We start from the raw sequence: 13,040 nt of genomic DNA, 5'->3' as shown, positions 1-13,040 counted from the left end.
CAACGATTATGTTGTCGCGACGGCGGCGAGCGGTCATCCTGCGGAGCAGGATCTCCCCTGAATCCGCGCGTCTGCCGCCGGTGGTAGTCACCCTCGAAATGGTAGAGACCGCGCGCCCGACCCTATTCGGTCTTGTTCCCATTGATGGGAAAGTTGTCAGCAGATCACGGTGCGCCGCATTTGCTCGGCGACTTGGTGGCGCAATTGTCGGTCATAACCGATAGGTGGCAGATACTCACTCGCTTCCTCGGGTGGTGGCGGAAGTCGTGAGACGGGAGGCTCGCCGGTGGTGCAGGCGAACTGGACCAGCGCCAGTGGCTGGTTGGAGTAGCCGGGATAGGGGTAGATCATCAGCGAGCTCGGGGTGTAGCCGCCGTCATAGTCGAGGGTTCGGATGGTGGCTGCGACGGTGTGACCGCCGCGGACTCGGTCGGTCAGCTCCTTGAGCCGGGCTGGTTCCTCCGGGTGGAAGACGTCGCTGGGCTTGAACAGATAGTCCCACCGTATCCACGGCGCGGGGTCGGTGAGCCAGTGCGATATGCCGGCGTGGTCGAGGTGAACCACGGCGAGATGGATACCCGCTCGACGGTGCGCTTCGCGTAATCCCACGCTTTCGAGCGTCGGCCATTGCATGACGGCCTGGCGGGAGGTGATGTCCTCGATCAGCCACCAAGCACCGCGGCCGCGCTCGTCATCGCGCGCTCGAATCGTCACGCACCAGCGGCCGGGCGATCCAGTTTTGTCGGTCACCGAAGCCTCGAACTGTAGCTTCGCGCCGGGCTTCGGGTCGTAGAGGAGATCGAGAACTTCGACATGGCGGTCGAATCCCGATATCCGATGAAAGAACTCGGCAATGGATATCGCTGGTGTGTATTCCTCGGGAGAAATACCGGCGAGTTGTGCGATGCCGCTGGGAACGGCGATCGTCTGGGATTCGAGATCCCAGATCGCCCCGACGGCATGTGTCGGCGGCGGCAGGGAGATACTGCCGGGGCCCATCCACAGCCGCACGGCGTGCACATCTGCGGCCGGGCCGAGTACCGGTCGGATATGCAGGACGTGTGCCCCGGATTTGGTCGGGATGCTCAGATCGACGTCCTGCGCCAGCTCTCGGCAGACCTGCACGGCGTCGGTGAGAGAGGCCGTGCTCAGGCCGTCGTAGAGCGCGGGAGTCTTGGCCAGCTGCCGTTGCAGCACGCGCTGCCACCCAGCGAAGTCACGTGGTATGCCTCCCATCGACGCCACCGAGATGGCCTCCGGCGTGAGTATCTCTGCCGTTATCCACGGAATCACCGAGCCGCTCTGCATAACACCCGCCCGTACCAGCCGTCCTCACGATGCGAACTCTCCTCGATCACATCCGTCTGTCAATGTACCGTTATCCAGCGGCTCGTTCAACACGTTTAGCTTGCTGTCGTTCGGCGGATCTTCGGCAAATGCAGGTGATCGGTGGACCGGGGCCGTTGTGCGGACGCCGAACTCAGTCCCCCGCAACGGTTGCGGCGAGCACACCGGCCCCGGCGAGGACGCCGACCTCGCCCAGCGTGGAGGGCACGACCCGCAGAGCAGGAAGGTAGGCCTGTTTCGCGTGGGCGGTGACGGCCTCACCGAGCGGCTTCCACAATGCCCGACCGGCCGCGGCCATGGTGCCGCCGACGACCACCAGGTCCACATCCAGCAGCGCGGCGGCAGAGGCGATCGCACGGCCCAACGCTGTTCCTGCTCTGCCGACCGCCGCTACGGCAATATCGTTGCCGCCCTGGGCATCACGTGCCAATTCGGCTACAGAGCTGCCTCGCCAGCCTTGTGTGCTCGCCCAGCGGACCGCGGCGCCGCCGCCGGCTACGGCCTCCAGACAGCCACGTCCGCCGCATTCGCACCGCTCGTCATAGCCCGGAACCAGTGTGTGACCGATACTTCCGGCGTTGCCGGTGCGGCCCACCACCGTGAAACCGCCCACCGTGAGCCCCCCACTGATGCGATCGGACACCGAGATGGTGACCGTATCCATGACGCCTTGCGTGGCTCCGAAGTTCTGTTCGGCCACCGCCAGGCACGCACCGTCGAGAGCGAGCGGCACCGTCGCGGCGGGAAACACCTTCCGCACAGCCTCCACGATCGCGAAACCTGCCCGCCACTCCGGGATTTCGGTGGGGGCGACCACTCCGGCGGCCATATCGATCGGACCAGTGCACGCGATGCCGACAGCGTCGACGTTTCCACCCGCGGAGACCTCCATCAGAAGGTCGCGGCAGCTGTCCCATGCCGCCCGGGCGGGATAGCTGATTCGACGGACCTGATCAGTGCCGACGTCTGGGGCCACACGGCAGGCGGCGAAGCGTCCGTCACCGATCTCCAAGGCCAGTACGGTCATGAATCCCCTATCACTGCAAAGAATTTCATTCGAATCGGCTCCGGCGCCCTACGCGCTCTCGGTTCCGGCGGGCAGCAATGGACGTCCGAGGACGAGATGGCGTCGGGGCGCGGACGGCGCGGACTCGATGCGTGAGGGACTGGTGCCGTTGTGGATGATCCGCATGGGCCGCTTGCGGTCGAAGGGGGCGATGCGGTGGCGGTCCAGATTTTCGACCACCTTGCCGGAGTTGTCGTAGGGCACTCCGGCCCAGATCATCGATCGGGGTGCGTCGCCGCGGTCGATGAAGCCCTGTGCGAGCTGGGCACACTCGACCAGCAGGGGGCAGTCGTGGCAGATCTCGACGGCGACTCGCCAGGAGTCGGGTGTGCCGATATCGAGGTCCCAGTCGTTCGGTCCCTCCGCACACGGCGGGCGGTCTGGCCCGATCGTGTGAGCGGTCGTATCGGCCGCGCGAGTGGTAACCCCGCGCAGCGCAGGGGTATGGGTAGAGCTCATAGCCGTCTCCGGAAAATGCGAGGGCACAAAGGCTTTGGTGGTGCCCCAGTGATCGGACGGGCGTCAGGGCTGCTCGACAGTCCCCGGAAAGCCGGCTGCCATCGCCGGCAATTTGCACGTTAATCGACGCATGTGCCGCCCCGCAAGGTTTACGCCGTTATATAACGGCTCATTGACTTGGGCGCCGTGTGTGTTGCATCGTTGTACGATTGCGTTTTACACCGCATGCCAGAGCTACGTGCAGGTTTGATCCCGAGGACGATCGCAACAGTGGACTACACCATCGATGAACTGGCGCGAGCGGCCGACACTACCGTGCGCAGCGTTCGCGTGTACCACGAACGTGGGTTACTCCCCTCACCGGATGTCCGCGGCCGGATCGGCTACTACGGCCACAACCACCTCGATCGGCTGCAAACCATCAGCCGGCTGCTGAGCCGCGGTATGAAGCTGAACGGTATCCGCGAACTGCTGGACGCGTGGGACCGCGGCGACGGGTTGGCCGAGGTTCTCGGGGTGACCGATCAACCGGTGTCCGAAGCGGTCGAGGACCCGATTCCTCAGGAGTACTCCCCCGACCTTCCGGACTATCTCAAGAAGGCGCTCGCAGCCAGCGATGATCCGCTGGAAGGGTATCGGCTGGTCAATCCGCGCTGTTGCGATCTTGCCACCCGGCTCGTGGATGCCGGGCTCCCCGTTTCGGCAGTGGTTGAACTGGTCGAAAGGCTCCGGCACGACTGCGAGCGGCTGGCCGATCGCTACGCCGAAGCGGTGTTGTCTCCCCTTGCAGGCCAACCGTATGCGGCGTCGGAACGCGCTCCCAAGGACCGAACGGTCTTCGACACGAACGTCGCGATCGCGCGACTGATGACGACCAGGGCAGTCGCGGAACTGATCGATCAGGCATTGGCCCGGCGAGAAGGGCTACCCCCGACAGCCGCCTGAGGCGGTCCGGTGAGCTCGGGTCACGACCCGGTTGCGGTGGTCTCGACGAAAGTCCGCCGGGGCCTGACCCTGCCACCGCAGCAATGCCCATCGAACCCACGAGCATCGTGGTATCCACGTCGTGCCGCCGCCACCGACTGAACCGGAAGATTCGTCTCGTGCAGCAGGGTGAGGGGTCCCCGTAGCATGCGCCGAATTTCGGGTGGATATGGCGTAGCCGCTGGTCAGCGACGGTCGGTCCCTGGACCGATTGGGCTGATGAGCTCGCCGTATGGCCTGCGGTGAGGGTTGGACGTAGCGGCGCAGGTTCTCGGCCTTGCGGTGGCGGGACTTGGCCATCGGTTCCAGCAGACTGGCGCCGGCCTCGCCGAGGTGAATGAGGCCGCAGTGACGGAGGTCGTGCAGGTCCCGCCCGGTTCCGGGGCCGTCGATGGCGGCGTCGAGTAGGTCGCGGGCCTGGTTGTAGGACGACCGGGCCAGCCGGTGTCGGGGCACACGTCGCGGTCGGCGAGGTACTTCCCGGGTCCGGGCCGCCGGTGTGTGAGGAACAGTGGTCCGTGGGTGCGGTCCTTGATCAGCCGTGGCGCAGCCGCGCGGCGTTGGCGTCCCAGGAGTGGTGGCCCGGCAGCCAGTTCGGCCGCGAGTTGGCCCTACATCCACACCGGCGGTACCAGGAACCCCCGGGTCGAGGGGCCGGGATTCATGGGTTGGAACTCGGGCACGCCAAGCGGGAAAGCGCATAGACGAGCTGTGGGCGGTCCCGCAGCCTGGACTGCGGGACTCCGCGATGGTCACATGGTGATGTCGCCGTGAAAATCGTGGCCCTGCACCACCTTTCCGGACACCGTGCCAGAGATCTCGTTGCTGACATTGCCCTCCCCGATGGCCCCGCCGAGCGAGATCCGCGCTCATTCGGTGCGCAGCTGCGCACCGAATGCCGGATCGGTGAGCTCGGCATGCTGGAGCGCCTGCGCCAGCTGCCGCACCTGGGGCGAATCGGTGCCCGCGCAGACCGCCGCCTCCAGGACCGCGGTCTGCTCCGCGCTCTTGGCGAACTTCTTGCGCACCAGGTCATACAGCCCGGTCGCGGCCATCACGGTCAGGACAGGTTCGACCATTGCCGTTCTTCACACTCGAGTGGCTCACTCACAGCGGATCGCCACGCTACCAAAGGGTTTCACCGACATTGCCAGATTTTGCCCGTCCGGTCATCTCCGGCCGGGATGGGACCTTCGGCTCGAATACATCGGATACAGCTGAAAGTTCCAGCGCTCGGGGACCCGGGTCGTGCTGCGGCGACGAGCACACGTCCAGTCGAGTTCGAGCGCCCATTCGACCTCGTTGGCAGTGATGGTGGGCTCGAACACGAAAACCTCCGGATTACTGTCGGAGATCTTGAACGGGAAGTCCGCGCTGTGGGCAGTGATCCGCGGCGGATCCGGGTCGAGATCGACCGCGAAGCCGCGCACCGGCATCAGCCCCGTGAGCCCATCCACGTCCACGGACGGTCGCGGAGGGGTCCGAGCAATCACTACCACCTGCATCCCGTGCAGCACGACCGCTTGCCGAATACGGGTCTCGAGCAAGACCTCGATCTGCTGGCCGCCACTGACCGGGAGACGCTCCCCGTCAGGGCCGTCCGGGACGAGCGGTTCGATTGTCACCGAGTTCGTCGAGAGGATTTGGGTGCTCACCGTGATCGGTGCATCGAGCAGGGGCGCGGAGCTGTCGTGCATGACGGTGACGTCGCCGTGAATGTCGCGAGCCTGCACCACCGTTCCCGCATGGTCGCCGGTGATCTGATTGCGCACCGAGTCGTCGGTGATCGGGTTGTTGTTCTCCGGCGGCGGACTTCCCCACCACCGGCGTCGTTGACCACTCACTGACGCCCCCTTTCGGCTACTCCCGGCACTTGATCAGTGACAGGCCCAGCTCCCCAGCACGGTGGGCCGGTCAGGGAGTTGGCGTGGAAGGAACGTGATGAAACCTGGCGGGAAGGGGCGTCGGTACGAAGCGTGTCACGAGCAGGAATCGTCCCCGACTGATCTCCGGGAACTCCCGCAGACGCGCAAGTTCCTCGTCCGCGAACACCCGCCTCGCCACGAACCCCAACCTCCAGCACACCTACCAACCTCATAGGCCGCCAAGCCAACCACCAACCATCCTGGCTCGCAGCAGAACCCAGCGAATCATCCCTCACCAGGTGCAGGGCCATTTCGGCGATTTGTTACTGGGACCCCGTGAGGGTCGGTGTAGGCGGCATTGAGGTCGGCGAGTCGGTCCTGGTCCCGCCCGGCCATGTAGCCTCGCCTGTCCAGGGCATGTTCGCCGATCTCGACCTGTAGGCCCCAACTGCTCAGGACGCCGGCCGACTCGTCGATCGCGCCCGGATTCTCCGGGAAGCTGGCTGGACAGACGAGCCGCAGGTGGTCACCCACGCCCAGCTGGGGCCATGACAGTGCCTCCGGCCGGGTTGGTCAAGTCATGTGTGGGTCGGTAATGAAGCAGTTGGCGCAGATCGGGCCGCCGTGCGGGTCGTGGGTCACCGGTCGGCGCCTGGCCTTGGCGCGTGAGTATCTGTCGATGCGGGAATGCGCGATGTAGGCGCGGCAGACGCGAACTCCATTGAGTGGCTTGTCGATACGGGATCGAGCTGGGCGACAACGGCGTGAATCACCGACACCGGGTCACGATCGTCGATGTCAGAGCATTGCGCGCATCACGGCTTCGGTCGGGGGACTTCACACGGTTGGTCTCCCCGCGGGCAGCGCGGGGCACTCGCGGTGCTCGCAAGGGCCGCAATACGAGTCCTGACCTTTGCCGGCCGAGGCAGCACATGCCGGAATGGTGTGCCGACGACGATCATCGCCGGAAGATGACGCAGAGGCTGGCCTTCCCAGCCGGAGCGGTCGGTGGCCAGCTGAGCGAAAGACATTGGGGCAGCCTCGATTACTGGTTAGCCGATCCGTAGCAAAAGCCTGCGAAAGGCAGGGCTGCGATGATGGGACGGCGTCCGCGTCCGTGTGCAATCTGGATGCCAGGACGTAGCGGGGCCAGATCAAGTGCGTTGGGCGTGGGCAATCACCGGGAGATTCCGCCCAGCTGCGATGGCCGGGACCGGGAGCAGGGAAGCAACAAACCTGTGGCACTGAGCGACCGACAACGGTCGGCAAAGCAGGTTGAAGCTTTAGGGAAGGTCATTGGGGGTGGGCTGAGGCGTGATCTCTATCCACAGCCGACGCCAGCTTACTACAGGTTTCTTTTCTAGGAGAAGAACTACATGAGGGCCCGATTTTGTGCGTGTCACCTGCGGAAACCATAGGGCGTCGTCCGCAAGATATGCGTGGGGTGTCCGCAAGATATGCGCGGCTTCCTGGGGGAATGCGGTGAGCGGTGTCCGCAGGATATGCGTGGATAACCTGCGGACGCGGTGAACTCACAGCACAACCCTGTGGATGGTGTCCGCAGGATATGCGTGGATAGATGGCCTATCTATCCGTCCGCTGGTTATGCGTGATGTCTTGCGAGTCTTCCGGGATGTTGCTGCGCGGCGGACGGGCGAGAAACAGTTGCGGACCTGCGAGAAGCCGCCGGTTCCGCGCACCCGGGCCGGTGGCACGCTTCGCATATCTTACGGACGCCGGTTATCCCCAGTCCGCAGGATATGCGTGGACAACCCCTCGGCGTCCGCGAGATATGCGCGGCCGCCAGCTTGTCCGCGAGGTATGCGTGGGTTTCGGCGTTGGTGAGGACGATGCGACGCGTGTCCGCAAGATATGCGTGGCCTCGGGGTGTCCGCGAGATATGCGCTTCCCGCCCCACCACTGTCATCGCAACCTGCCCGTGTCCGGTATGTCCGCGAGTTATGCGTGTCGCTGGTCCCGAGCCGACAGTCCTCGGGTGCTGTGACCTGCGACTACGTGAGTTTCGGTGGGATGGGTGCGTCGGCCGGTGGAGGTGGCATGCCATCGAAGATGGCGCGCGTCACCTCGGAACGCCCCCGCCGGTTGTGTGATGTCCGCTTATTATGCGTGGGCCCAGGGCGCGCCAAGGCCTCTTGACCTGCGCCGATTCATCGATGTCCGCGATCTATGCGTATTGCCTGGACGCGGGTCGGTCCGCGATTATGCGCGAGGTATTCCCGGACACGGGGATAGTAAGAGCTGGTGTTTTCCGGTCAACGTGCAATGCTAGGGTCCATGCCCCGCCCCAAACGCAGCCCGTTGGACATTGTCCGCGCGGCAGCGGAGGTTTGGGATGGCGAGCAGGAAGTCGGTTACCTTGCTCGCGTCTTCACCCAGACTTCGCTGCCCTACCGCGACCCGGGCGACGTGCCGGCTTGGGGTCGACGCAACGGCGACCTGTCATTGACCGTTCAACCCGGTATGACCACCGATTCGAACAACAAGACGGTGTCGATCGGCTATCCCTATGGGACCATGCCGCGGCTCATACTGACCTTTTTGTCGACCGAGGCGGTTCGGACCGGCTCGCAGGAGATCGTCCTCGGCGACAGTCTGACCGACTTCATGCGCTCGATGGGTCTGGCCGCGACCGGGGGGAAGAACGGGTCGCTGACCCGGATGCGCAACCAGTCGCATCGACTGTTCAACGCTACCTTGACCATCGAGTACAAGGGTGATGCGAACCGGCGGATCGGCGCCAAGCTGTATGTGGCCAGCGCCTACAACATTTGGTGCGGGGCCGATGACGAAGATGGACACCCGTCGTTGTTCAGCTCGACCGTGCGACTCAGCGACGAGTTCTTCCGTGAGGTCACCGCGCACCCGGTGCCGCTGGACATGAATGCGATCAAGGCGTTGGGCGGGTCGGCCCTGCGCTTGGACATCTATGCCTGGTTGACCTATCGCATGTTCTCAGTGAAGCGAGAGACGACGGTGCCGTGGGAATCGTTGATGATTCAGTTCGGTTCCGCCGCGGACAGCTCCGATCGCCGTCGGCGACACCAGTTCCGACGCGACTTCACCGAGGGGCTCAAACAGGTGATGGTGGTGTACCCACAAGCGAACGTGGACACGACGGATGCGGGTGTAGTCCTGCGCCCAGGCCTTCCTCACATCCCGGCGTCCCCTGGGTTCCGTGCCTTGGCGCGTTGATTACCGACATCTGCCGCCGCCTGACAGCGGCCGGATCCAGCATGAAATCTTTTGCGGTGGAGCATAATTCGGCAGACCGAAGTGGCCGGCGTTTTCGGATCGCGGTGTCCGGTGTCGACGATTTGGGTCCGCTACGGTAGTCGCAGTCAAGGGACTGCTCGCCCCCCTGTTCGACGGCTACCCTCGTCGGTGCCGCCCCAGGGTTGGTACGACCTGGGGCGCCACGACCAGCAATGCAAGGGAATCGATCTAGATGTCGGTGCCGGCTTCGTCGTCCGGGTCGGATTGGCCCTCGAGTCGCGCGATATCGTCCGACAAATACAGCTTCAGGGCGTAGTCGACCAGCGCGCTACGGCTTCCCGCCTGCCATTCGACGGCCAGTGAGTCGAGCATCTCGATGTCGGCGGGGATGATGCCGGCCAACGGAATCTTCACGGGCGGCTCTTCATGGCGGCGGCGCCGTGGCCGGGAATGGTCGACTCGCTTGAACAGTCGCCCTGTGGGCTTGGGATTGGCCTGGGCCGCAAAGTGCTGTTGGATGTCCTGCTCGAAGGTCTCGATGGCGTCGAGCACCACCTCACCGTAGCTGCGCCCCTTCCCGCGGCGTTCCTTTTCTCCATGGGTGCGCTTGCGCAATGCTTCTGCCACCACACTTGCGACATGGGCCTCGGCGGTGCCTTGACCGGTCTTGGCGCGTGTCTGCGTAGCTCGGGGACGCTTGGTTGCCTCGGGTGGGCCTGCGGTGGCCCGGGGAGCTGCTTTACGAGGCTTGGGGGCGGGATTCGGCCGATGTGGTGAGCCGTGCGGTGGATCGCTGAGCTCGATCGACGGCACCGGCGGTGGCGCGACAACCGTCTCGGCGGGAGGCACCGGAGGAAGGAGGTCGTCGATGTCGTCGAGATCGTTGTCCCTGAATGCGCCTTTCCTGGCCATTTACACGCCCTCCTTCGCGCGTTCGCCGGCCGCGAGGCGGACGAGTACTTCCCTGGTCAGCTTCTGGTAGTCGGTGGCCAAGGGCTCGGTGTCACGTGACCATTTTTTCGAGGGCTGGTCGTCGGAGTCTGCGCCATCACCGTTGCGGGGTGGTGCGAAATCGATGAGCTCCTCGGCTGTGCGGTGGAAGGCACGAGAGTCGAGAGCGGCGGCTTTGTCCTGGCGGATGAAGTTCTTGAACGGTTCGATCCCCGTGCCCTCGAGAAGGTCCATGATCTTGCCGAGTGTGTCCTCGTTGCGTCGGACTGCGCGTGGATTGCAGTCGAACAGAACCATTCCCATCAGTTCGACCATGGCGCCGTTCTTCCGAGCCCACAGGTACCTGCGGGCCAAGAGCTCTGCGCCGTCGATGCTCGCGTCGTCTTCCTTGGTCGGGACGATCAACCAGCTCACGACCTGCAGCAGCAGATCGAGCACCCCGCGGTCTCCCGGGCCGGAATCGATGAGTACCAGGTCGTAGCCCTCGCTGTCGACCAGGGCCGACAGCGCGACCAGCAAATTCTGCCGTGGATCGATGCCGTGCTGTTCGGCGTTGGTGACAACCGTTCCCGCCATCGCGAGAAGCTTTCCGCCGCAAACGACGTCGAGTCCCGGTCGCACGTCCCGGACCGGCTCGAGGGCGGAGCCGTACTGCAAAGTCATTGCCAGGGAACGGCCGTCGTCGGAGTCTGCGACGCCGAGGTCACGTACCGTGCAGTTGCCCTGCTGGTCGGCGTCGACTACCAGCACACGCTTGCCGCGCAGCGCGACCGCGACTGCGATGGCCGCGACGATCGAGGACTTCCCCACTCCCCCTTTTTGGTTGGCCACCAATATCGTTCGTCGGACCGCACGGAGATCTGACAGCAAACGCGTACTCGTCACGCCGTGGACAGTACCGGAGGCAGTGCGGAAGGAACAACCATCTCGGAGGGGTGTGTCGCAGGCAGAGCGATGGCGACGTCTCCGCCTCAGTTCAGGGTGAAATCTCCTGTAAGCCAATTGCTCCGAGCTCCGGCCAGAGATTCACCGCTTTCGATGGTTCAGGCCGAGATCGATAGACCGACAGTATCGCGCATCAAATGTCGCGTACTTGCTCAGGTGGTTGTTGATATCGCGGCTCAGCAACTATCAAATGCCTTGTCGAAAGACGCTTTTGATGGCCGATGGACGGCCGATGACATGGTCGGTACCGAGAGACTTGTATGGACGCCAACAAGGGTAGGCGAGTACCCCCGATATCCACCCTCGTCCACTGTCCGGTCATATGCGCTCATCTCGACTTCACCAGCGTCACTGCATGTCATACGTGGTATGAGCGGTTCTACGAGCAGAAGATGCGTCGGCATCCTCGCCTGTGGATTTGCCGATGAAGGCGTAGTGGGACGACTCGGAAACATGGCTCGCGCAAAGAGTTCTGTAATGGACTTGGGAGGGGGTGAAGCGATGGGGTGATGATTCCCCATTTCATGGGTAGTCGTCAGGGTAAGTAGTGGCGTCGTGGAGCTGGTCCTGAGAAGAAGCTCGAAACAGGTAGCACGATCAGTCGAAGCATGGTTCTGGACCTGGATCTTGTACCTGATCATGTTCAGAGCTTCATGTCCGGTGCAGTATCGGGTGGAGTCGCCTGCCTTGACATAGGTTGAGGCAGTGGACGATTCCCATGTCATGCCCACGGCATCTGACCCTTCCGCTGACAGGGTCCGCATCATCGCCAGCAGTAGGGTCGCTGCAACGGTACGAGGCATTGCCGCGTGCTTGTCCCTTCTCGTCGCCAGTGCACAGCTCAGTGGAACGCTCCGACGATGCGCGCAGTTGACGCCCAGATAAGAGAGCGTCTGAATGGCAGTTCCGGCCGCACGACCGAGAACCCGGTATCTGATGGTCTCTGCGACTGGCCAACTGACCCCACCTTCAACCATCATGTGCGCCTTGCATGGAATCAGTGTTGCCACCCGGAACAGAGCTTTCTCAACGGTAGCTGAGAGGATCGATCGGGTGGACGCTGCAACAGTCATCGAACCGATCGATTCAGCAGCCCCATGAGCTGTCAGAGCTCCTGGGCAAGCGATGTCCTGTCTTAACGTCTTACATATCGTCTTATCGACAGTCGCAGGATCGGTCTTGAGTACTGTCTTATGTAAGACGTTAGGTCTGGCCAGAGAGTGGGTGCGAGATAAGGGTTCTGTCTGTGTAGTAACTGATCCTCGCAGTTCAGACGCTATTTTTTCGAGTGCGGTATCTCTCTCGGATGCCTCACGTCTGGGTGACACGCTAGCGTGGATCGAGCCGTTTGGGCGGCTCATCGGGTAGGGGAGCGCAGCTCGACCGAATGGCGAGATCGCTTGTGCGATCATGGCGCTCACCTCCCTAACGGCAGTCTCGATCACTCGTGCTTCACGGTGAATCCGCGTTGCCGTGAAGTCTAACGTCGATCGCCTATGCCATGCCGATCGAGGCGTCATCGTCGTGTCCCACGCCCACCTCTACTCGTGCTCGAGCGCGAGACACAGGACCGTCGGCGACTAGTGGGTCGTATCGTCCGCGATCACTAGTGCTCCTGTTCTTCGTCGGGCCAATACCCGATGCTTTCAAAGCCTTGCGATCGTCGCGGGTAAGTTCCGCTGTGAGCGTCTCGGTATCCGTCGCGGTGACGTCCACGCGCCACTATCCGCGGCAATGGGCGTCTCGAAGCTCTGAACCCACCGCCGCGTCGTACGGATACGAGGACGAAGGGTTGTCAGCGGGGGAGTGGGGTGCACATTTGGCGATCCCCAGCGTGGGTGGAGCAACAAACTTTGTCGAGAGTGCGCCCCCCGTCGAGCACTCCGGGACAGTCGAGAAGTTGACGCGCCGCGGAAAGTGTCCGCCGCCTATGCGTTCCTACGATGCTGTCCGGCGAAGGATGTCGCTCGTACTGGACTGGACAATGGGAACGGGTATTTCGTGCGCCACCGATTGCCTTCATGTGTCGAGCCCCGGCGCTCCGTTCGTCCATCGGTGCACAATGTCTCGTCCGGTGCTGGCGTGGCCGCGTGTGTCGGGTCGGTTGTCGTGCACGGATCTTGGGCGAGTTCAACGCAGTATGACGGAGTAGTTGGCAGCTGTTCTTCGGGCGCGTCCTCGGTCGGCCG

General features: G+C 63.6%; 10 protein-coding genes. 2 read left to right on the top strand and 8 right to left on the bottom strand.

The features are described from left to right. Nucleotides 1-156: 156 nt before the first annotated feature. The 3 genes from ACYVKL_RS38070 to ACYVKL_RS38060 form a co-directional block, all read right to left on the bottom strand. Nucleotides 157-1,308, bottom strand: coding sequence for a GAF domain-containing protein (locus ACYVKL_RS38070; RefSeq protein WP_379172210.1), 1,152 nt, complete (start codon nucleotides 1,306-1,308; stop codon nucleotides 157-159). A 172-nt stretch (nucleotides 1,309-1,480) separates the two neighbouring features. Continuing rightward, a complete protein-coding gene (locus ACYVKL_RS38065; RefSeq protein WP_379172207.1) occupies nucleotides 1,481-2,374 on the bottom strand; it encodes an ROK family protein in 894 nt (297 codons plus the stop codon). 48 nt (nucleotides 2,375-2,422) lie between these two features. Continuing rightward, nucleotides 2,423-2,872 carry a hypothetical protein gene (locus ACYVKL_RS38060; protein ID WP_379172205.1) on the bottom strand — a complete coding sequence of 150 codons (450 nt, stop codon included), beginning with the start codon at nucleotides 2,870-2,872 and terminating at the stop codon, nucleotides 2,423-2,425. A gap of 270 nt (nucleotides 2,873-3,142) precedes the next feature. Here ACYVKL_RS38060 and ACYVKL_RS38055 point away from each other — a divergent pair, with 270 nt between their 5' ends. Further along, nucleotides 3,143-3,817 carry a MerR family transcriptional regulator gene (locus ACYVKL_RS38055; RefSeq protein ID WP_379172203.1) on the top strand — a complete coding sequence of 225 codons (675 nt, stop codon included), beginning with the start codon at nucleotides 3,143-3,145 and terminating at the stop codon, nucleotides 3,815-3,817. Nucleotides 3,818-4,725: 908 nt separating this feature from the next. Here the strand turns inward: ACYVKL_RS38055 and ACYVKL_RS38050 are convergent. From ACYVKL_RS38050 to ACYVKL_RS38040, 3 genes are all read right to left on the bottom strand, one after another. Then, complete coding sequence (locus ACYVKL_RS38050; RefSeq protein WP_379172201.1) at nucleotides 4,726-4,935, bottom strand: hypothetical protein; 210 nt, start codon at nucleotides 4,933-4,935, stop codon at nucleotides 4,726-4,728. Nucleotides 4,936-5,025: 90 nt separating this feature from the next. After that, on the bottom strand, nucleotides 5,026-5,700 hold the full coding sequence (locus ACYVKL_RS38045; RefSeq protein WP_379172199.1) for a hypothetical protein: 675 nt from the start codon (nucleotides 5,698-5,700) through the stop codon (nucleotides 5,026-5,028). A 306-nt stretch (nucleotides 5,701-6,006) separates the two neighbouring features. Then, nucleotides 6,007-6,255, bottom strand: coding sequence for an LD-carboxypeptidase (locus ACYVKL_RS38040; protein ID WP_379172197.1), 249 nt, complete (start codon nucleotides 6,253-6,255; stop codon nucleotides 6,007-6,009). A gap of 1,761 nt (nucleotides 6,256-8,016) precedes the next feature. On the opposite strand from ACYVKL_RS38040, the gene ACYVKL_RS38035 reads away from it, so the two are divergent. After that, on the top strand, nucleotides 8,017-8,934 hold the full coding sequence (locus ACYVKL_RS38035; protein ID WP_379172195.1) for a replication protein RepA: 918 nt from the start codon (nucleotides 8,017-8,019) through the stop codon (nucleotides 8,932-8,934). A 249-nt stretch (nucleotides 8,935-9,183) separates the two neighbouring features. Here ACYVKL_RS38035 and ACYVKL_RS38030 read toward each other — a convergent pair whose 3' ends face one another. Then, entirely contained in the window at nucleotides 9,184-9,867 is a 684-nt protein-coding gene (locus ACYVKL_RS38030; RefSeq protein ID WP_379172193.1) for a hypothetical protein, read from the bottom strand. Continuing rightward, entirely contained in the window at nucleotides 9,868-10,791 is a 924-nt protein-coding gene (locus ACYVKL_RS38025; RefSeq protein WP_379172191.1) for a ParA family protein, read from the bottom strand. Nucleotides 10,792-13,040 lie beyond the last annotated feature (2,249 nt).

The organism is Nocardia tengchongensis, from assembly GCF_054781395.1.
Note: the sequence above shows the minus strand (reverse complement) of the source record. Positions and strands in the feature narration are given on the sequence as shown.